Origin of the sequence: Nocardia sp. NPDC050406, assembly GCF_044459025.1 — a bacterium.
GTDB lineage: Bacteria > Actinomycetota > Actinomycetes > Mycobacteriales > Mycobacteriaceae > Nocardia.
The window spans coordinates 2,838,880-2,859,123 of sequence record NZ_JBITIM010000001.1; the positions used below are offsets into that span (position 1 = coordinate 2,838,880).

Genomic DNA, 20,244 nt, shown 5'->3' on the forward strand with positions numbered 1-20,244 from the left:
GCCCGAGACGCGACTCGCTGGTCAGGCGATCAGGGCGCGAGGGCTTGGAGCAGCGAGTCCTGCATCCAGGTCAGCCAGTGGTAGACGTCCAGATGCGGGGCGCGGGGGTCGTCCGGATCCAGCGAGTCGGGCGTGTCCGCGTCGATGCCGAGGGCGGTGCCCAGCGCCAGCCGCACATCGTTGAGCGAGGTGAGCCAGGCGTCGGCCTGCTCGGGGGTCAGGGCGATCTTGCCGCCCTGGGGCGGGAGCGTCTCCAGAATGACATTGCCCGCGGCGACCTTGGCCTCGATGATGTCGGGTTCGTGCAGCCCGCGCAGGGCGCTGTTGAGGTCGGCGCGGTCGGCGTCGGGAGAGCCCGGCTCCGGGCGGTGGAAATCGGGCAGTAGTCGGCGCAGCCGAGGGTCGTCGGGCGGGCTGGTATTGCCCACCTGGAGACCGGTCAGCTCCGCGAGATCGTCCTCGGGGGCCTCGCGGGCGCGATCGGACAGCAGCCCGGTGACAGCGCCGACGAGGGAGCGCAGGACCTCCGCCTCGTGGGAGTCCATCTCCGACCGCAATTTCAGCCCGCTCAGGGAGTTCTTCCTGCTCCACTTCCGCACGGGCCTACCGTAGTCGCCGTCGTCAGTCGTCACGCTGCATGGTCGCCCAGAGTCCGGCCGAGTGCAGGCGTTGCACGTCGTGTTCCATCTTGTCGCGCGAGCCGGAGGACACCACGGCCTTGCCGTCGTTGTGCACCTTGAGCATCAACTCGGTTGCCTTGGCTTTGCTGTAGCCGAACAGCTTCTGGAAGATGTAGGTGACGTAGTGCATGAGATTGACCGGATCGTCCCAGACCACGGTCACCCACGGCCGGTCCTCGGCCTCCAGAATCTCGGTGTACTCGACCGCCTCCGGCGTCGCCTGTGCCGCCGACAGTGTCACGTTGCCGACCGGACCGGCGGCGACCCGGACAGCGTCTTCTTTGCACAGACCCATAACAACCAGGGTACGACCCCAGCGCGAAGAAACAACAGCCCAGCCGACACGCCGGGAGTGGCGCGTGTGTGAACCGGCGGTCGGGCGTGGCGTGGAACGCCGGGACCGGTCGGTCTGTGCTTACAGTGGCATCGTGAAGATCGCTGACGGGGTCACCAGCACGGCGCTGCTGACCGACCAGTACGAGCTGACCATGTTGGCCGCCGCCCTGGCCGACGGCTCGGCGCACAGGCGGTGCACCTTCGAGGTCTTCGCCCGACGCCTACCGCACGGACGACGTTACGGCGTGGTCGCCGGAACCGGTCGACTATTGGCCGCATTGGCCGAATTCCGTTTCGGCGAACCGGAACTCGCGATCGTGTCGCAGTTCCTGGACCCCCGCACCGTGGAGTGGCTGCGCGACTACCGCTTCACCGGGGATATCGACGGCTATGCCGAGGGCGAGCTCTACTTCCCCGGCTCCCCGGTCGTCACCGTGCGCGGCAGCTTCGCCGAATGCGTCGTCCTGGAGACCCTGATCCTGTCGATCTACAACCACGACTGCGCCATCGCGTCGGCCGCCGCCCGCATGGTCAGCGCCGCCGGTGGCCGCCGCATGATCGAGATGGGTTCACGGCGCACCCACGAACTCGCCGCACCGGCCAGCGCCCGCGCGGCCTATCTGGCCGGATTCGACGCCACCTCCAATCTGGAGGCGGCCCGCACCTTCGGCGTGCCCAGCGCCGGAACCTCCGCGCACGCCTTCACCCTGCTGCACTCCGCCGCCGACGGCGCGCACGAGGCCGCGGCCTTCCGCAGCCAGGTGCAGACCCTCGGCATCGGCACCACGCTGCTGGTGGACACCTTCGACATCACCCGGGGCGTGGCCACCGCCATCGAGGTGGCCGGACCCGAACTGGGCGGTGTGCGCATCGATTCCGGCGATCTGGGCGTCCTGGCCCGACAGGTGCGCGACCAGCTCGACGGCCTCGGGGCCACCAAGACCAAGATCGTGGTCTCGGGGGACCTGGACGAATACGCCATCGCCGCCCTGCGCGCCGAACCCGTGGACGCCTACGGCGTGGGCACCTCCCTGGTGACCGGCTCCGGCGCGCCGACCGCGGGCATGGTCTACAAACTGGTCGAGGTCGACGGCCTGCCGGTGGCGAAACGCAGTTCGCACAAGGAATCTCGGGGCGGCACCAAGGCGGCCGTGCGGCTCGCGCGCCACACCGGCACGATTGTCGAGGAGATCGTCTACCCCGCTTCCGCCGAGCCGCCGCAGCCGAATGGCTTCGTCGCGCGCGATCTGCAAACCCCGCTGGTGCGCGCCGGTCTCGTGGTGGCGGATCAGCCCAGCCTGCGCGACAGTCGCGAACTGCTCGCCCGCGGCCTGGTGAGCCTGCCGTGGGAGGGCCTCAAACTCTCCGACGGCGATCCGGCGATCCCGACCACCTTCCTGAGCTGACCTCGGCCGCCGCGTGGACCCGGGCCGGGCGGAGCGGCAGAATGCATTACGCAGGCAGCACCGCCGCAGTTCACCCGGGAGGTCGCCCCATGAGCCGAGCCTTGATCGTCGTCGACGTGCAGAACGATTTCTGTGAGGGCGGTGCCCTCGCCGTCGCGGGCGGTGCGGCGGCGGCGGAGCGAATCACCGAATATCTCGGCGTCTCCGATTACACCGCCGTGGTGGCGACCCGCGACTTCCACATCGATCCGGGCACGCACTTCTCCGCCGACCCCGACTATGTGGACACCTGGCCGCCGCACTGCCGCGCGGGCACCGAGGGAGCCGAGTTCCATCCCGATCTGAACCTGAAGCCCGTCGAGGAGATCTTCTCCAAAGGCGCTTACAGCGCGGGGTATTCGGGTTTCGAGGGCACCGCCACCGACGGCACCCCGCTCGCGGACTGGCTGCGCGCGCACGGCATCGAGGCCGTCGACATCTGCGGTATCGCCACCGACCACTGCGTGCGCGCCACCGCCTTGGACGCCAGCGCGGCGGGGTTCGAGACGCGGGTGCTGCTCGGACTCACCGCCGCCGTCTCGCCCGCCACCACGGAGCGCGCGTTGAACCAATTGCGTTCTGCCGGAGTGGAGTTGGCGGGCACGCTGGAATAGCCGCCGCCCTCAGCTCGCCGCGAGCGGAACGCCTTCTCCCGCACCGGAGTACGGCAGGGACAGCACGTACCAGGAGTCGTCGCGGTGGTAGTCGGGGCGCGACGACACCTCCGGGTCCGCCGCGAGTCCTTCGACGCGGGTGCCCTCGCCGTCCTCGCGCCAGAGCTGGTCGGTGTAGCGGTAGTGCAGGTGGCCGTGGAACATGACCGCCGGTCGCAGCGTGTCCACGACGCGTTGGATGCGCTCCTGATTGGGCAGGCACGCCGGATGCTTCTTGCGGTTGAAATCGGGATGGCTGTCGCGCGGCTTGTCGTGGGTGAACAGGATGTCCACGGGTGAGCTGTCGGCGGCGAGCAGGGCGTCGAGTTCGGCGTCGGTCATCTCCTCTTCCGGGAACCACAGCGTCCCGGCCGTGTCGCGGGTGCGGGTGGAGCCGTACTTGCGGCGTTCGGCCACCTTGTCGGCCCGATGCGCCTCCCAGATCAGCCGCCGCTGCTTGTCCACCGAGTACGCGCCCCCGAATGCCGCGAAGCGGGTGTCTTCCCAGGTCCACCGGTGGCCGCGCGGCGCGTAGCGCAGATGGCTGCGGCACATGAGAAAGCCCTCGTCGTCGGGCTTGTCGTCGTAGAGCTCGTGCAGCAGCGAGGATTTGTCGTGATTGCCGTCGAGGAAGTACACCAGCAGCCCCTCCTTGCGCGCGGCCTTGTTCACCACGTCGAAGTACCGCCGCCCCGAGGCCATGTGCTCCCACGCCCCGAAATCACCGAGCGCGAAGATCCGGTCGCATCCGCGCTGCTTCGCCTCGCGCAGCAGGGCCAGCGCGTGGCCGGTATTGCCGTGTAGATCGCCGATGACGAGAAGCTTCCCCATCGACCAATCCTCTCAGCCCCGGACCCTCCGGTCATCCGCAATAAATCGGGGCAGCGCGCCGACAGCTTGTCGGCCCGAGTCAGTAGTCTTGCGGCCGTGCCCGAACTCCCACCCGTTCCGAAACTGTTGGCCATCGCCGTCGAGGCCTTGGGCGGGAAGGAACGCACCGGGCAGCAGACCATGGCCGCCGCGGTCGCGCACTCCATCGACACGGGCGAGCACTTGGCGGTTCAGGCCGGGACGGGCACCGGCAAGTCGCTGGCCTATCTGGTGCCGAGCCTGCGGCACGCGGTGCGCACCGGACGGACGGTGGTGGTCTCCACCGCGACCATCGCGCTGCAGCGCCAGCTGGTGGACCGCGACCTGCCTCGGCTGTCGCAGGCGCTGGCCGAACCGCTGGGCCGCGTCGCCCAGTTCGCGATCCTCAAGGGCCGCAACAACTATCTGTGCCTGAACAAAATCAACAGCGTCATTCCGGACGAACCGGCCGAGGCCGAGCTCTTCGACGCCTTCGCCATCTCCCGGCTCGGACGCGAGGTGCAGCGGCTCAACGAATGGGCCTCCGATACCGAGACCGGCGACCGCGACGAACTCACCCCGGGCGTGAGCGACCGGGCGTGGCGGCAGGTCAGCGTCACCTCCCGCGAATGCCTCGGCAAATCGCGCTGCCCGTTCGGGGTGGACTGCTTCGCCGAGAAGGCCCGCGCCGAATCCGGCGCGGCCGACGTGGTGGTCACCAATCACGCGCTGCTGGCCATCGACGCCATCAGCGGCATCCAGGTGCTGCCCGAACACGATGTGGTGGTCGTGGACGAGGCGCACGAACTGGTCGACCGGGTGACCGGGGTGGCCACCGCCGAACTCTCCACCGCGGCCATCAGCGCCGCCGCCAAGCGCTGTCAGAAGCTCATCGACGAGCAGGAGGTGGACCGCCTCGAGGGCGCCGCCGAGGCGTGGCACGCCTACCTCGACGAGCTTCCGGCGGGCCGCTGGGACACCCTGCCCGACGGCGCGGCCCAGGTCTTGGCGCTCATTCGCGATGCCGCGTGGAATGCCCGCACCGCCCTGAACCCGCAGGGTTCCAGTGCGCCACAGGGCGATCCGGAGGCCGCCGCCATTCGCAATCAGGCCCTCTCCGCCGTGGAAGAGGTGCACGACGCCGCGGTGCGCGTGCTGGAGACCTTCGAGGAATCCGATCCGGCCGCGCACCGCGACGTGGTCTGGCTGGCGGTCGACGAGATGCGCGGCGTCCCCCGGCGCACCCTGCACATGGCCCCGCTGTCGGTCGGCGGGCTGCTGCGCAGTCGCCTGTTCGGCACGGCCACCGTCATTTTGGCGTCGGCCACCCTCCAGGTCGGCGGCTCCTTCGACAATCTCGCCGTCACCTGGGGCCTGCCCCCGCAATCCGGCGGCCGCGTCGATCCGGCATTGGCCAATGGCGCCGCCGCACCGTCGGATGCGGAGAAGCTGCACTGGAATTCGCTGGATGTGGGCTCGCCCTTCGATCACGCCAAATCCGGAATCCTGTATGTGGCAAAGCATCTCCCGGCCCCCGGCCGCGACGGCCTGCCCGCCGCCTACCTCGACGAGATCGAACGCCTGGTCACCGCCGCGGGCGGGCGCACCCTCGGCCTGTTCTCCTCCATGCGGGCGGCCAAGCAGGCCACCGAGATTCTGCGCGAACGCCTCGACACCCCGGTCCTGTGCCAGGGTGACGACGCCACCGGCGCACTCGTCCGGAAATTCGCCGACGACCCCGAGACCTCATTGTTCGGCACGCTCTCGCTCTGGCAGGGCGTGGATGTGCCCGGCCCTTCGCTGAGTCTGGTGATTCTGGACCGCATTCCATTCCCCCGCCCCGATGATCCGCTGCTGGTGGCGCGCCAACGCGCGGTGGAATCGCGTGGGGGCAATGGCTTTCTGTCGGTGGCGGCCAATCACGCCGCCCTGCTGTTGGCGCAGGGCACCGGCCGATTGCTGCGCAGTGTCGATGATCGCGGCGTTATCGCCATTCTCGATTCACGTTTGGCCACAGCGCGATACGGTGGGTACTTACGAGCTTCCTTGCCGCCGTATTGGGAAACATCCGATCCCGAGGTGGTTGCCAAGGCGTTGCGGCGGTTGACCGGATCGGCCGCCGTGACCTCGAAATAAACGCACACGACAAAAGCCACCGATGTGAAACCAATCACACCGGTGGCTCTTACTTCCGTACAGAAGTAAATTGGCTTGCGGTACCTCGATGACCCCCCAATTCCCACATCGGAGTATCCGTTGTCCCCGCGCCAAGCCCTGCACGCGGCGCGGGGACACACAAATCCTCTTGTTACAGAACGGTCTTCAGGATCAGCGTCAGAATGCCCGTCGCCAGCGCGATGACGATCGCGGCAAGACCCCAGACGACACCCTGACGAGCCCACGGCCGTCCGGCATCCAGCGAGAACCGGCCCGGGCCGGTGAAGGCCAGCGCCGCCACGCCGATACCGAACAGCGCGCCCATCTCCCACATGGCGAGGCCGCTCGAGAACGTGACGTGAATGATGTTCACGACGGTGCCCAGCAGGATGGCCGCGGCCAGCGGGGTGAACAGACCGAGCAGCAGCAACAGCCCGCCACCGAGTTCGCTCAGACCCGCCAGGGTGCCGAAGAATTTGCCCGGGTTGTAGCCCATCTGGTCGAAGCTGGCATTGGTGGCCTCCAAGCCGTAGCCGTTGAACCAGCCGAACAGTTTCTGAGTGCCGTGCACGGCCATCAGTCCGCCCAGGCCGACGCGCAGGATGAGCAGGCCGATGTCGGTGGCGGTGGCGTCGACGCCCTCGCGCTGGGCAAGCAGGCTGCGCAGAGCGGTCGTCTTGTCAGTGGTCGGTGCGGTCATGATCCATTCCTCATCTGGTCGACTGCGTAAAACCGAGATCTTGAAGCGGACCACGGTCCGATTCGTTGCGCTCAGTGGTCCCAACCTACGAGAACGGCAGCGTATTCCGCCACAGGTGAAATCGAATGTAATCCGGGTTACACCTGGTCGACGCGGCGACGAACCCTCGCGCCGCTACTCCGCGAGGAAGAAGAAGTAGGAGACGAACACCGCCAGCAGCACCCACATGACCGGATGCACCTCACGCGCGCGACCCTTGGCCACCATGATGATCGGGTAGAAGAGCAGGCCCATGGCGATGCCGTTGGCGATGGAGAAGGTCAGCGGCATCATGATCACGGTGATGAAGGCCGGGACCGCGTATTCCAGCTTGTCCCACTCGATCTCGCCGAGCGCGCGAGACATGAGCACGCCCACCACGATGAGCGCGGGCGCGGTCACCGCCGGAACGCCCGCCACCACGGCGAAGATCGGGAAGAAGAACATGGCGGCCAAGAACCACATGGCCGTCGAGACCGCCGTCAAACCGGTGCGACCGCCCGCCGAGACACCGGCCGTGGACTCGACATAGGCGGTGGTGGTGGAGGTGCCGATGATCGCGCCCGCGGTGGTGCCGACCGAATCGGCGGCCAGGGCCTGTCCGGCGCGGTCCAGCTTGCCGTCCTCCTTGAGCAGGCCAGCCTGGTGCGCGACGCCGATCAGGGTGCCGGAGGCATCGAAGAAGTCGACGAACAGCATGGTCAGGACGACGATCACCATCTTCTCGTTGGTGAACGCGTTGGGCAGGTGGATGATGGCCTGCCCGAAGGTCTGATCCAGTCCGTGCGGCAGCGCCACCACCGCATCGGGGAGCTTCACCAGACCGGTGGCGATGCCGACGACGGCGGTGGCGAGAATGCCGTAGAGCACCGCGCCGTGCCAGCGCATCACCATGAAGATGACGGTCAGCAGCAGGCCCAGCAGCGCCAACAGCGTTGTGCCCTTGTGGAAGTCACCCAGGTGCACGAAGGTGTCCGGATTCGCGACCACGATGCCCGCGCTCTTCAGACCGAGGAAGGCCACGAACAATCCGATGCCCGCGCCCACGGCCAGCTTCATCTGCATGGGAATGGCGTCGATGATCTTCTCGCGCACCTTGGTGATGGCGAGGATGAAGAACAGCACGCCGGAGAGGAAGGTGCCCGACAGCGCCTCCTGCCACGGCACACCCATGCTGAGCACCACCGTGTAGGCGAAGAAGGCATTGAGACCCATACCGGGGGCCAGCGCCACGGGGTAGCGCGCCCACAGGCCCATGACCAGGGTGCCGACCACGGCCGCCACGGCGGTCGCGGTGAACACGGCCTGCATGGGCATGCCCTTGTCACCCAGCGCGCCCTTGTCGCCCAAGACCATCGGGTTGACGGCGAGCACGTAGGACATCGCCAGGAAGGTCACGGTTCCGGCCATGAGCTCGCGCTTCATGGTCGAGCCATGATCGCTGATGCCGAAGAACGCGTCGACACGCCCCTTGGTGCGCGTCAGGACATCGGTGGTCATGTGGTGGTTTCTCCAGTCGGCCGGAAGATACAGGTGCCCGCCGGAACCGTAGCCTGCACGAACCGGACGTTCGCATCCGACCCGGGCGAATAGTGGGCAATCGCACCTGACTGGTACTTGGATTACCGCGACGACCTGCGCAATATCCGGGCAATTAAAGGGATTACCCACGGGTAATTCGAAATCCTTGACCCCTACTGTCTGGGACGTTACAAATACGTTATCCGCCGACCCGAGCGATCGAACCGGCCAGCGAGAAGTGCAAGCAGTGGTAACCGACGTCATCGACGCGGTCGCGGAGTTCGCGATCGCCCGCAAGACACTCTGGGATGTGCTCGTCGAGCCGCAGACCTATCCCCGGCTCTTTCCCGGCATCGGTGCGTGCGAGCAAGTGGATCTGCCCGGAGAACACCCCACCCTGAATTTCCGAATCGGTCCGTCGGGCGGCGATATTCGTGTCGTCCAAGCCCAGCTGCGGCTGGGCCGCACGCACGAGAGCTTCGAGATGCACTGCCCCGCGCAGGGCAGTTTCGCCACCGTGCGGCTGCGCGAGATCGGTGACCGCACCCGCGTCGCCGTCACCTTCTTCGCGGCCAGCCGGATGCATCCGGCGCTCGCCGGACTGCCGAACACGGCGGTGACGGCCTGGGTACGAGCCGGGCTCCGCCGCGTGGCCGAACTCGTCACCGCGGCGCCGACCTCGGTCATCGTCAACGGCGAGAATTCGACGGTGCGCCTCCAGGCCGGGGTGGCCAAGCAGATGGTGGCCTCGGGCGTGGTCCGCACCTACCGGCCCGACCTGGCCCTGAAACAGCTCGGCCGCCTCTCGAAGTGGGGTTTCACCCTGGCCGGTGGGTACGCGGCCGCGGCGGCGCATTCCCCTCGGCGTCCGGCGGTCGTCGACGACCGCTACAGCAGCACCTTCGAGCAGGTGCACGAGCGCACGAACGCCCTGGCGGGCGCCATGGCGGCCGCGGGCCTGGGCCCGGGCGCGAGCGTAGGGCTGTTGTGCCGCAACCACATCGGCATGGTGGAGGTCATGGTCGCGGCGGGCAAGGCGGGGGCCGACACCGTCCTGCTCAATACCGGGCTGCCCGCGCGGCAGATCGAGGAGATCGTGCACCGACACGGGCTCGCGGCGCTGTTCGTGGACGCCGAATTCGAGCATCTGGTGCGGTATCTGCCGCCGGAGCTGCCGCGCTACACCACCGACGACCGGCCGCCCGGATCGGAGCGCGCGACCGTCGAGGACCTCGTCGTGCTGCGACACCGGCCACCCGCCAAACCGCCGCGGGCAGGGCGGCTCGTCGTGCTCACCTCGGGCACCAGCGGCGTGCCGAAGGGCGCGAAACGCCCGCACCCCAAGGGTTTCGGCACGGTGGCGGCGCTGCTCTCGCGCATTCCGTTCGGCATGCACGAGACCATGCTGGTGCCCTCCCCGCTCTTCCACACGTGGGGACTGGCGGCCTTGCAGATCAGTACCGCCATTCGGGCGACGGTGGTGCTCACCGACCGCTTCGACGCCGAGAACTGTCTGCGCCTGATCGCCGAGCACCGGGTGACCGCGCTGATCGTGGTGCCGGTCATGGTGAACCGCATCCTCGATCTACCGCCGCAGGTGCGGGCGCGCTACGACCTGTCGAGTTTGAAGATGGTGGCCAGTTGCGGTGCGCCACTGGATGGTTCGACGGTGGTGCGGTTCCTGGACACCTTCGGCGACATCCTCTACAACGTGTACGGCTCGACCGAGGTGTCGTGGGCGAGCATCGCCGACCCGGCCGATCTGCGCGTCTCCCCCACCACGGCGGGACGTCCACCGCTGGGCACGAAAATCGGTGTGCTGGACCCGGATCGGCGGCCGGTGCCGCTGGGCACGACCGGACGCATCTACGTCGGCAATCACATGCTCTTCGACGGCTACACCGATGCCACGCCGCCCGACGAGGCCGACGGCATGCTCGACACCGGCGATATCGGCTATCTGGACGCCACCGGCAAGCTCTTCGTGGCGGGCCGCAACGACGAGATGATCATCTCCGGCGGCGAGAACGTCTTCCCGCGCGCCGTGGAGGAGGCGCTGTCGCATCTGCCGCAGGTGAGCGAGGTCGCCGTGGTGGGTGTGCCGGACGGCGAATTCGGCCAGCGCCTGGCGGCTTTCGTGGTCAAGCGCCCCGGCTCCGGACTCGACTCGGATATGGTGCGCACCTACATTCGCCACCGGCTGAGCCGCTTCTCGGTACCGCGCGATGTGACCTTCCTGGAGGCGCTGCCGCGCAATGCCACCGGGAAGATCCTCAAACGCGCACTGGTACAGCGGAGTTAAGGACTCGGCGTGGCCACCACACCGAGTTCCGCGTCGCTGGCCAGCAATTCGTGGTGCGGCAGAATACGGATGGTGTAGCCGACCGCGCCCGAGAGCGGAACCGGCGTCTCGACCTCGAAAACATCTGTGCCCGACTCGGATCCGGTGTGCGTCATGGGCACCGTGGTGACATCGGAGAGATCGTCGGTGGGCGAGACGCGTCCGAGCACCGCCTGGACCGAGACATCGGAGGTGGCCAGGCCGCCGAGGTCGATCCGGGCGTACAGGTGCAGAGACTCCCCGAGCACCGGCTGGTGCAGGCCCGAGCTGTCGACCTGGATGACTTTCACGGCGGGCCAGGCGGATTCGATGCGGCGGCGGTATTCGGCGAGCGCTCGGGCTCCGGCGAAATCGTCGCGGGCGATGGCACCGTAGGACTCGGCGGCGGGCCGATAGTACTCGACCGCGTAATCGCGCACCATGCGCGAGGCCAACACCTTCGGGCCGAGGGTCTGGAGCGTATGCCGCACCATCTCCATCCACCGCACCGGCATATCGTCGTGGTCGCGGTCGTAGAAGCGCGGCAGCACCGCGCGTTCCAGCAGTTCGTAGAGGGCCGAGGCCTCCAGATCGTCGCGGCGGTGCTCATCGCGCACGCCATCGGCGGTGGGAATGGCCCAGCCGTTCTCGCCGTCGTACATCTCGTCCCACCAGCCGTCGCGGATGGAGAGATTCAGCCCGCCGTTGAGCGCGGATTTCATGCCCGAGGTGCCGCACGCCTCGAGGGGGCGCAGCGGATTGTTCAGCCACACATCGCATCCCCAGTACAGGTACCGGGCCATGGACATGTCGTAGTCGGGCAGGAAGACGATGCGGTGGCGCACCTCCGGATCGTCGGCGAAGCGCACGATCTGCTGAATGAGCGCCTTGCCGCCGTCGTCGGCGGGATGGGATTTACCGGCCACCACCAGCTGCACGGGGCGCTCGGGATCGAGCAGCAGCGCCTTGAGCCGCTGCGGATCGCGCAGCATGAGGGTGAGCCGCTTGTAGGTCGGCACCCGCCGCGCGAAGCCGACGGTGAGCACGTTGGGATCGAAAACCTCGTCCACCCAACCGAGTTCGGCCGGGGCCGCGCCGCGCTCCAGCCAGGACTTGCGCACCCGGCGGCGCACCTCGCCGACGAGTACGCGGCGCAGCGCGTTGCGCGTCGACCACAGTTCGCCGAGATCGACGGTGCCGATCTCCTCCCAGCCGCGCGCCTCCTCGACGAGTTCGTCGCCGATGAGTTCGCGCGCCTTGTCGATCCATTCCCGGGCCGCCCAGGTGGGGGCGTGTACGCCATTGGTGACCGAGCCGATGGGCACCTCGGCCGGATCGAAACCCGACCACAGGGGTGCGAACATCTCGCGGCTGACCTCACCGTGCAGCTTCGACACGCCATTGGCGCGCTGGGCGAGTCGCAGCCCGAGGTGGGCCATGTTGAAGACGGACGGATCGGCCTCGCGACCCAGCGACAGAATGCGGTCCACCGAAACGCCCGGCAGCAGAATGGATTCGCGTTCCCCGTGCGCGCCGCCGAAGTAGCGGCGCACCAGTCCGGCGGCGAAGCGGTCGATACCGGCGGGGACCGGGGTGTGGGTGGTGAACACGGTGCCCGCCCGCACGGCGGTCAGCGCGGCGTCGAAATCCAGTCCCGCGGCCATGAATTCGCGAATGCGCTCGATACCGAGGAAGCCCGCGTGGCCCTCGTTCATATGGAACACATCCGGATCGGGCAGATCGTTGGCGCGGGTGTAGGCACGCACCGCGCGCACCCCGCCGACACCCTGGAGGATCTCCTGTTTGATGCGGTGGTCCTGGTCGCCGCCGTAGAGCCGGTCGGTGACCGCGCGCAGCTCCGGATCGTTGTCAGCGATATCGGAATCCAAGAGCAGCAAGGGAATTCGACCCACCTGGGCGATCCACACGCGCGCCCGCAGCACCCGGTTCTCCGGCATCGGCACGTGCAGCAGGACCGGCGCGCCGCCCTCGGTGAGCGGTCGCAGCGGCAGGCCCTGCGGATCCAGCGCCGGATAGTGTTCGGACTGCCAGCCGTCGGCGGTGAGCGACTGGCGGAAGTAGCCGGACCGGTAGAGCAGGCCGACGCCGATGAGCGGCAGCCCCAGATCCGAGGCGGCCTTCAGATGGTCACCGGCCAGAATGCCCAGGCCGCCGGAGTAGTTCGGCAGCACCTCGGTGACGCCGAACTCCATGGAGAAGTACGCGATGCCGCGCGGCCCGCCATTGTGCCGCTGGAACCAGCGCGGTCGGGTGAGGTAGTCGTCGAGGTCGGCGGCGGCCGCGTCGACCCGCCGCCGGTAGCCCTCGTCGGCGGCCAGTTCGTCCAGGCGGGTCGCGGGCACCTCACCCAACATGCGGACCGGATCGCGGCCGAGGTCCACCCACAGTTCGGGATCGAGTTCGGCGAAGAGATCCTGTGTCGGCTCGTGCCAGGACCAGCGCAGATTGGTCGCCAGTTCGGTGAGCGCGGAGAGCCGCTCGGGGAGATGGGCGCGAACGGTGAAACGACGCAATGCCTTCACTCAATAGACCCTACCGGGTAACCGCTGCGGATATGTGCCTACTGCCCGGTACCGCTCACCTCGGTCGATGGGGGTGGCGCGGGAGCATCCGACGGGCAACCGATAACGTGTTCTCATGACTGAGCAGCAGGTCGAGTCGGTTCCCACCGCCGAGCACCACGAAGGCGGATTCCGGCCGATGCAGGAGCTGTCGCGCGACACCTCCATCGGCGGACCGCACTACGGCGAGCTCATCGAGCAGGTGCGCGGCCTCATGGACCGGGTGCGGCTCTCGGCTCCGACCGATGATGTGGCCCTCGACGCCATCGCCCTGCTGAAGGAGCTCAACGGCAAGCTCGACGAGGCCGTGGTCGACGAGTGGTCGGCCCCGACGTGGCGGCGCCACGATCTGCCCTCGCGCGGCAATATCACCCTGCCGCCGTTCTGGGTGGACCGCGCGAGCCCCGAGGGCGTGCACGCGCGAATCACCTTCCGCACCTTCCACCTCGGCGGCAATGGCGCGGCGCACGGCGGGCACATCGCGCTCGGCTTCGATGATCTGCTCGGGATGACGGCGGCCGTGTACGCCAAGCAGGTCACCCGCACCGCCTCGCTCACCGTCGACTACCGGTCGATCACGCCGCTGAACACCGAACTCCAGGTGCACGCGTGGGTGGAGCGGCAGGAGGGCCGCAAGGTCTATGTGCGCGCCACGCTGAAGGACGGCGAGCGGCTCTGTGCCGAGGCCCATGGCTTGTTCATCGTGCTCAAGCCTGGTCAAGCCTAAGATTCACGCCGCGCATTACTTTCTCGATCAGGTGAACAATTCCCAGCGCGCGTTCATCCGCCATTCACATGCCATGTCCGATTTGCCGGGTTAATACCGGATTCCCCTGCGCCGCAGGTCACTTCCCGGGCTATTGCCGGGCTATTCGCTCTTTCTGTGAGCACGGACACTCTGGCCGCCCTTGACGCACCGTCGTATGTTCTAGCCACCGGTTCGACATCGAATCGATATCTCTTCGAATTTCATCGTTCTCCGCCGACCATGGGTGTTCGGGCAGAACTCCGGCATTGTGCCGACGCATGCGAATCCAGCTCCGCGCGCCGTGACAGACGCGCGTCGACATCAGGAAACTCGATGGAATACACGCTCCTTTCGGACTTCGAAATCCGTCCCGGAAAACTCACATTGTGGAGCGCCACCAATACGGGGGAATGGGCGCCCGACACACGACCGCTCTCCACCGCGCACGCCGAATACTGCGCGAGTGTCGACAATGCCGATCCGCGACCGGGCCGCGGCCGCTGGATCGGCACCATCTTCGAAATGGACGCGCCCTTCGACCACGAGGCCGTGCACACCATGGCACGGTGGTGGCACGCCCGGCACGAAGGTTTACGCACCACCGTCCACCGGCTCGACGAATCCGCCGAATGGCTGCGCCGCACCTGCCCGGAGACCGGAATCGACGTGCGCTTCGAAACCGTCGAGACGGTCGGCGATTCGGCCGAACTCAACGACTTCCTGCGCGACGCGCTGGAACTGCGGCTCTCACCGTTGATCTGGCCGCACTGCCTGATCGCCACCGTCGAGCACGCGGACTCCCGCGATTTCACGGTGCTGGTCGCCGCCGACCACTCCGTCATGGACGCCTACGGGCAGCTGTTGGTGATCAGTGAACTGCGGCGGCTCTACTACGCGGCGCTGGCCGAGGCCATCGTGCCGCCGTCGCAGACCTGCACGGGCTCGGCCGAATTCGCGGCGGTGGAGCGCTCGGCCGCCGCGGCACTGACTGCCGAATGCGAGGCGGTCGCGGTGTGGCGGGAATTCCTGGCCAAATCGGACGGCGCGCTCCCGCGCTTTCAGCCCGGAGCGGTGACGGCGGTGGCGGACACCGAGGATCCCGCGCCGCAGCACAGCGTGTCACGGTGGCTGTTGGATGCCGCCGAGGCGGATGCGGTGGAGGCGGCGCTCGACGCGGTGGGGCAGCGCGCCACCGCCGGGGTGTTCGCCGCGCTGGCGCTGGCAGCGCGGAACCTTTTCCATACGACGAATTACCGCACGGTCATGCCGGTGGCCACGCGACCGCCGCAATGGGCCGAATCCATGGGGTGGTTCGTCAATATCCTCCCGGTCGATATCGAATTGACCGAGGAGACCGAATTCACCGCGGCACTGGATATCACTCGCGCCGCCCTGCGCCGCGCCAAACCGGCCGCGTTCGCTCCGGCCTCGCGGGTTTTCGATCTCCTCGAGGTGACGGACCGTCCGCGATTCGGCGCGTCCTTCGTGGATACGCGCCGACTGCCGAATATTCGTACGCTGGAGCGGTTGCGCTGGCGGGCGCTGCGGGCGGATTCACACTCCGCCGACGAAGTGTATTTCTGGATCGGGCGGCCCGCCCAGGGCTGGAATATCTCGGCCCGATTCCCCGCCGCCTACTCCGATACGGCAATGCATCGGTATATCGACGAGGTCGCGGGCATTCTGCGCGAGTTCGGGGCCGAGCACTCCGGTGCACCGCTGCGAGCGGAAGGGGCGGCGTAATGCGACTCGGCAGCCCCACGGAACTCCTGACCGCCAGCACCCGACCGATTCTGGTGCGCCCCACCGACGCCGCCCGCGCGGCCGCCGCGCGGGCCGAGTGCTCGGCGGTGCCGCCCGCGTTTCTCCAGGTGGATCATCTGCGCGCGGCGGCCAGCGATCCCGACAGTGCCGGATCCGTGCAGTTGGGCGTCGCGGCCCATGTGCCCGGCGAGCTCGATCTCGCGGCCCTGGCGGCGGCGGTGACCGACTTCGTGCGGTCGCACGACGGGCTGCGCACCTGGTTCGAGGCCGAGGACGGGCGGTTCACGCGCCATATCGTCGATCCGGAGGACCTGGCATTCGAGACCACGCCGCTACCGGGTCCCGCCGATACCGCTTGGTCGGCGGCGCTGATCGAGCACTTCGCACGCGAGCTGAGCCCGTTCGCCTGGCCCGCCGTCGGCTTCGCGGCGCTGCCCGGCGACGACGGGTTCGATGTGGTGTTCGTCGCCGACCACGCTGTCAGCGACGGTGTTTCGCAGGCTTTGGCCGCGCGAGAACTCGGCGACCGCTATCGCGCCCACCGCGACGCGGCCGAATGCGCCTGGCCCGCAAGCAATCCGGGACGCAATGCGGTGTATGCCGTCGAGGAGTACGCGCGGGCCGACGACCGGGCGGACGAGCTCGCGCCGCACTGGCATCGGGTCTTGGCCGATACTGGCTTCCGGCTCCCGGCTCCGGGCCCTGAGCATCCGGAAATCGTTGCCGGACAGCGGTATCCGCGCTTCTTCCACACCGAAGTCCTGCTGGAGCCGCAGCTGGCGCGACGGTTCGAGGGGGTATTGGCCCGGTCGGGGACCAAGCCGTCGGCGGCGCTGTTCGCGGCCCTCGCGCTCACCGATCACGCCTACACCGGGCAGCGGCGGTATACGGCCGTGAATGTGGTGGCCACGCGGCCGGGCGTGTATGCCACGGCGCAGGGATGGCTGTGCAATTTCGTTCCGGTCACCTTCCCGATCGAGGCCGAACCGGATTTCGACGGGACGGTCGCGGCCGCGCGGGCGGGGCTCGAGCAGAGCCGGGCGCTGTCCGCGCTACCCGCCCATGCCGCGCTCGCACGGCTGCTGGCCTCCGGGCAGGGCAGCGAGATCGTCACGCGCGAACCGGGATTCGTCACGCTGCTCGACGCGGAACGGCTCGGGGAATCGGCCGAGTCGGATATCCGCATCTTCTCCGGCGAGGGTTTCACCTCGACGGTCTCCCTCTGGCTGGCCCGAGGCGCGAACTATTCGATCAGTTTCGGCGCACCGGATATCCCGGAGGTGCGCGCGCGGCTCGCCGAATACGCGGCGGCGCTGCGGCACACCCTCGGCGTCATCGCCACCACCGGCGAGTACCGGCCGCGGCCGGTGCGGAGAGGTAGGGCGGCATGAGGATGCTGCTGGCTTTCGCGGGCAGTCGCGGTGACGCGCAGCCCGGCATTCTGGTGGCCCGCGAACTGCTCGATCGCGGCCATCGGGTGACGCTCGCCGTCTCCCCCAATCTGGTCGGATTCGCCGCCGAATGTGGCGTTCCGGCAGTCGGTTTCGGACTCGACACCGGTGAGCTGCTGCGCAGGCAGCTGGCCGCGCGCACCGGGCGCGGCGGGCATCCGGCGGCGTGGGTGTCGGCGCTGCGGCGGCTCAATCAGCAGGGTTTCGCCGAGGCCGCCGAGGATCTGCTGGAATTGGCCGCCGGACACGATGTCGTGGTCGGCGGCATGGCCAATGAGGAGCTCGGCGACGCGGTGGCCGCGCATCTCGGGGTGCCGTTCGCGGCGGTGCACTTCTTCCCCATCCAGCCCAATCGCTCGGTGCCGGTCGTGCCGAATCGGTTCGGGGCCTTGCTGCCCGGTGCGCTGAACCGGCGCGCCGTCTCGGCGGTGGTGCGGGCCCGGGCGTGGGCGATGGCCCCGCCGCTCGCCGAATTGGCGCGGGTCGCACCGGAATCCGAGCAGCGGGCCCAGCGCATCGCCATCCAGGCCTACGACGAGCGGATATTTCCCGGCCTCGCACAGGAGTGGGGGCCGCGCAGCCCGTTCACCGGGTTCGTGGTCCCACGGCCCGAAGATCTGATGGCGGTCTCGGATATGGCTCTCGCCCAATGGATTCACGCCGGGAGCGCGCCGGTGTACGCCGGATTCGGCTCCATGCCGGTGGGCGATACCGGTGCGCTGGTCACCCTGCTGCGGGCGGCCAGCCGGAGTATCGGGCGGCGACTGCTGTTCGTCTCCGGGTGGTCGCGGGCCACACCCACACTCGCCGAGGATGTGGCGATCGTGCCCGCCGTCAACCATGCCGAAGTACTGCCGCACTGTGTGGCGGCGGTGCATCACGGCGGGGCCGGTACGACCGCCGCGGCGGTGCGAGCGGGCGTGCCGTCGGTGGTGTGCTCGTTCCTTGCCGACCAACACTATTGGGGTCGGCAGTTGAGTTCGCTGGGCCTGGGAACGACGGCGCGCTTTGCCCGGTTGAGCCTGCCCCGGCTGGAGCGTTTGCTCACGCGGGCCACGAGCGATGCCGTGCGCGCACGCGCACTGGCCTTCTCCGACGGCTTCCGCGACGACGGCGCGCAGTGCGCCGCCGATGCCATCGAGGCGTTGGCGGCCGGACACGTGTTGCGAACCCGTTCTCGGACAGTCGTATTCGCGCCGACCGAAGGGAGCCGACCATGAGCGCGGCCTTCGCCATCGAGGCAGAGCACCTGGGCAAGAGCTTCGGCTCCGTGAGCGCCCTGAACGATATCGACCTGCGGGTGCCCGCCGGGACGGTGTTCGCGCTGTTGGGACCCAATGGCGCGGGCAAGACCACCACGGTGCGGCTGCTGGCGACGCTGTTGCGCCCCGACCGAGGGCGAGCCGAGATCTTCGGCCACGATGTGGTGCGCGAGGCCACGGCGGTGCGGTCCATGATCGGCTTGACCGGGCAGTACGCCGCGGTGGACGAAAGCCTGTCCGCCGAGGAGAATCTGCGCGTCTTCGGCCGCCTGCTGGGGCTCACGCGACGCGCGGCCGCCGTGCGCGCGGCGGAGCTGCTCGAGCAGTTCGAGCTGACCGCCGCCGCGCGCCGTCCGGCCGGGACCTTCTCCGGCGGTATGCGCCGCCGCCTCGATCTGGCGGCGACGCTGATCACCTTGCCGCCCTTGATATTCCTGGACGAGCCCACCACCGGCCTGGACCCCCGCACCCGGCAGGGCATGTGGACGGCGGTGCGGGAGCTGGTGGCGGGCGGCGCCACCATCCTGTTGACCACCCAGTATCTGGAGGAGGCCGATGCGCTGGCCGACCGGATCGCCGTGGTGGATCGCGGCGCCATCGTGGCCGCCGGTACCGCCACCGAACTCAAGGATTCCCTTGGCGGACAGGTGCTTCGGGTGGAGGTGGCCGACCCGGCGCGCTTCGCCGCCGCCGTCGCCACGGCCGAACGCCGCACGGGGACCACCGCGCGGATCAGCCCCGAGGGCGCCGCACTGGCCGTGGCGGTGCCCGATGCGGAGACGGCCATGGCGGTCCTGCTCGAGTACCGGCGCACCGGAATCGCGGTGCGCGCCTTCGGAATGGACCGCCCCGACCTGAACGAGGTCTTCTTCGCACTCACCAACCGGCCACCGGCGAAAGGGGTCGCATGACCGCCACCATCGAGACACCCGTGGCCCGGGTGACGCGAATCGACCGTCGCCCCCGCGTGATTCGCGTCGGCCCGGGTGCCGCCGCCCGACAGTCCATGATCATGGCGCTGCGTGGCCTGCTGGTCTTTCGCCGCAGTCCGCAATTGCTCTTCGACGCCGTCGCGCTGCCCATCGCCGCGCCGGTGCTGTTCGGCAGCGTCTTCGGTACGGCCGTGGCGGGCAGCGTGACCGGCTACCTGCCGATTCTCATTCCCGGCGTGCTGGTGCAGATCATGCTGACCATGTCGGTGACCACCGGCGTGCAATTGTGCGAGGACGTGAGATCCGGTGTGTACGACCGCTTCGCGGCCATGCCGGTGGCGCGGCTCGCCCCGATTGCCGGGGCGCTGACCGCCGGATTGGTGCGTTACACGATCGCCGCGACCGTGGTGCTGCTGGTCGGCCGCGTCATGGGCTACCGACCCGAGTATCCGCTCGGCCTGGTGGCCGCCGCGGTGCTGGTGATCTTCGTGACCGCCGCGCTCAGTTGGGTTTTCGCGGTGGTCGGCGTCTCGGTGACCAGACCCGCCGCGGTGCAGGGTATTTCCGGCCTGATCCTGATGCTGCTCACCTGCGCCTCGAATGCCCTGGTGCCCACTTCCGCCATGCCCGGCTGGCTGCGCGCCGTCGCCGACGTCAATCCGGTCTCGCATCTGGTGTCGGCGGTGCGCACGCTCGCCAATACCGGCCGCTTCGGCGGCGACGCGGGCTGGTCGGTCTGCGCCGCCCTGGTGGTCATGGCGGTCTCGGCCCTCGTCACCGTCCGTGTGCTGCGGCCACGCTGAAT

Annotated in this window: 16 protein-coding genes; 10 read left to right on the top strand and 6 right to left on the bottom strand. The window is 68.5% G+C overall.

The window, feature by feature from the left end; translation table 11 throughout:
• Window positions 1-29 precede the first annotated feature (29 nt).
• The gene (locus tag ACIBH2_RS13340) at window positions 30-599 is read right to left on the bottom strand and encodes a DUF2017 domain-containing protein (RefSeq protein WP_397116662.1); all 570 of its coding nucleotides are present in this window, start codon (window positions 597-599) and stop codon (window positions 30-32) included.
• A 22-nt stretch (window positions 600-621) separates the two neighbouring features.
• Window positions 622-975 carry an ATP-dependent Clp protease adapter ClpS gene (clpS, locus tag ACIBH2_RS13345; RefSeq protein ID WP_397116664.1) on the bottom strand — a complete coding sequence of 118 codons (354 nt, stop codon included), beginning with the start codon at window positions 973-975 and terminating at the stop codon, window positions 622-624.
• Window positions 976-1,108: 133 nt separating this feature from the next.
• Between clpS and ACIBH2_RS13350 the strand changes: the two genes are divergently transcribed.
• Complete coding sequence (locus tag ACIBH2_RS13350) at window positions 1,109-2,422, top strand: nicotinate phosphoribosyltransferase (RefSeq protein ID WP_397116667.1); 1,314 nt, start codon at window positions 1,109-1,111, stop codon at window positions 2,420-2,422.
• Between the two features lie 89 nt (window positions 2,423-2,511).
• Window positions 2,512-3,075, top strand: a complete 564-nt coding sequence (locus ACIBH2_RS13355) for an isochorismatase family protein (RefSeq protein WP_397116669.1) — start codon at window positions 2,512-2,514, stop codon at window positions 3,073-3,075.
• Between the two features lie 9 nt (window positions 3,076-3,084).
• Here the strand turns inward: ACIBH2_RS13355 and ACIBH2_RS13360 are convergent, their stop codons facing one another.
• Complete coding sequence (locus ACIBH2_RS13360; RefSeq protein WP_397116671.1) at window positions 3,085-3,945, bottom strand: metallophosphoesterase; 861 nt, start codon at window positions 3,943-3,945, stop codon at window positions 3,085-3,087.
• Between the two features lie 96 nt (window positions 3,946-4,041).
• On the opposite strand from ACIBH2_RS13360, the gene ACIBH2_RS13365 reads away from it, so the two are divergent.
• On the top strand, window positions 4,042-6,099 hold the full coding sequence (locus ACIBH2_RS13365; protein ID WP_397116674.1) for an ATP-dependent DNA helicase: 2,058 nt from the start codon (window positions 4,042-4,044) through the stop codon (window positions 6,097-6,099).
• A gap of 172 nt (window positions 6,100-6,271) precedes the next feature.
• Here ACIBH2_RS13365 and ACIBH2_RS13370 read toward each other — a convergent pair whose 3' ends face one another.
• Window positions 6,272-6,820 carry a DoxX family protein gene (locus ACIBH2_RS13370; RefSeq protein ID WP_397116676.1) on the bottom strand — a complete coding sequence of 183 codons (549 nt, stop codon included), beginning with the start codon at window positions 6,818-6,820 and terminating at the stop codon, window positions 6,272-6,274.
• A gap of 174 nt (window positions 6,821-6,994) precedes the next feature.
• Window positions 6,995-8,359 (bottom strand): NCS2 family permease, encoded by a 1,365-nt coding sequence (locus tag ACIBH2_RS13375; RefSeq protein WP_397116678.1) that lies wholly within the window; start codon window positions 8,357-8,359, stop codon window positions 6,995-6,997.
• A gap of 268 nt (window positions 8,360-8,627) precedes the next feature.
• Here ACIBH2_RS13375 and ACIBH2_RS13380 point away from each other — a divergent pair, with 268 nt between their 5' ends.
• Window positions 8,628-10,682: an AMP-binding protein gene (locus ACIBH2_RS13380; RefSeq protein ID WP_397117017.1), complete on the top strand. Its 2,055-nt coding sequence runs from the start codon at window positions 8,628-8,630 to the stop codon at window positions 10,680-10,682.
• Here ACIBH2_RS13380 and glgP read toward each other — a convergent pair.
• A complete protein-coding gene (glgP, locus tag ACIBH2_RS13385; protein WP_397116681.1) occupies window positions 10,679-13,243 on the bottom strand; it encodes an alpha-glucan family phosphorylase in 2,565 nt (854 codons plus the stop codon). The two genes, ACIBH2_RS13380 and glgP, sit on opposite strands and share 4 nt — an antisense overlap.
• Before the next feature lie 115 nt (window positions 13,244-13,358).
• On the opposite strand from glgP, the gene ACIBH2_RS13390 reads away from it, so the two are divergent.
• From ACIBH2_RS13390 to ACIBH2_RS13415, 6 genes are all read left to right on the top strand, one after another.
• Window positions 13,359-14,009, top strand: a complete 651-nt coding sequence (locus ACIBH2_RS13390) for a PaaI family thioesterase (RefSeq protein ID WP_397116683.1) — start codon at window positions 13,359-13,361, stop codon at window positions 14,007-14,009.
• Between the two features lie 354 nt (window positions 14,010-14,363).
• A complete protein-coding gene (locus ACIBH2_RS13395) occupies window positions 14,364-15,773 on the top strand; it encodes a condensation domain-containing protein (RefSeq protein ID WP_397116685.1) in 1,410 nt (469 codons plus the stop codon).
• Window positions 15,773-17,185, top strand: coding sequence for a condensation domain-containing protein (locus ACIBH2_RS13400; protein WP_397116687.1), 1,413 nt, complete (start codon window positions 15,773-15,775; stop codon window positions 17,183-17,185). Before ACIBH2_RS13395 ends, ACIBH2_RS13400 begins: the two co-directional genes overlap by 1 nt.
• Window positions 17,182-18,465, top strand: coding sequence for a glycosyltransferase (locus ACIBH2_RS13405; RefSeq protein WP_397116689.1), 1,284 nt, complete (start codon window positions 17,182-17,184; stop codon window positions 18,463-18,465). The genes ACIBH2_RS13400 and ACIBH2_RS13405 overlap by 4 nt, the downstream gene beginning before the upstream one ends.
• Window positions 18,462-19,418, top strand: coding sequence for an ATP-binding cassette domain-containing protein (locus tag ACIBH2_RS13410; protein WP_397116691.1), 957 nt, complete (start codon window positions 18,462-18,464; stop codon window positions 19,416-19,418). The genes ACIBH2_RS13405 and ACIBH2_RS13410 overlap by 4 nt, the downstream gene beginning before the upstream one ends.
• Entirely contained in the window at window positions 19,415-20,242 is an 828-nt protein-coding gene (locus tag ACIBH2_RS13415) for an ABC transporter permease (RefSeq protein ID WP_397116693.1), read from the top strand. The genes ACIBH2_RS13410 and ACIBH2_RS13415 overlap by 4 nt, the downstream gene beginning before the upstream one ends.
• Window positions 20,243-20,244 lie beyond the last annotated feature (2 nt).

Bases quoted from the DNA above. Each gene is read 5' to 3' on its own strand.
- ACIBH2_RS13355 (WP_397116669.1), top strand. From the start codon at position 2,512: ATGAGCCGAGCCTTGATCGTCGTCGACGTGCAGAACGATTTCTGTGAG.
- clpS (WP_397116664.1), bottom strand. From the start codon at position 975: ATGGGTCTGTGCAAAGAAGACGCTGTCCGGGTCGCCGCCGGTCCGGTC.
- ACIBH2_RS13405 (WP_397116689.1), top strand. From the start codon at position 17,182: ATGAGGATGCTGCTGGCTTTCGCGGGCAGTCGCGGTGACGCGCAGCCC.
- ACIBH2_RS13375 (WP_397116678.1), bottom strand. From the start codon at position 8,359: ATGACCACCGATGTCCTGACGCGCACCAAGGGGCGTGTCGACGCGTTC.
- ACIBH2_RS13395 (WP_397116685.1), top strand. From the start codon at position 14,364: ATGGAATACACGCTCCTTTCGGACTTCGAAATCCGTCCCGGAAAACTC.
- ACIBH2_RS13390 (WP_397116683.1), top strand. From the start codon at position 13,359: ATGACTGAGCAGCAGGTCGAGTCGGTTCCCACCGCCGAGCACCACGAA.
- ACIBH2_RS13410 (WP_397116691.1), top strand. From the start codon at position 18,462: ATGAGCGCGGCCTTCGCCATCGAGGCAGAGCACCTGGGCAAGAGCTTC.
- ACIBH2_RS13360 (WP_397116671.1), bottom strand. From the start codon at position 3,945: ATGGGGAAGCTTCTCGTCATCGGCGATCTACACGGCAATACCGGCCAC.
- ACIBH2_RS13415 (WP_397116693.1), top strand. From the start codon at position 19,415: ATGACCGCCACCATCGAGACACCCGTGGCCCGGGTGACGCGAATCGAC.
- ACIBH2_RS13400 (WP_397116687.1), top strand. From the start codon at position 15,773: ATGCGACTCGGCAGCCCCACGGAACTCCTGACCGCCAGCACCCGACCG.
- ACIBH2_RS13370 (WP_397116676.1), bottom strand. From the start codon at position 6,820: ATGACCGCACCGACCACTGACAAGACGACCGCTCTGCGCAGCCTGCTT.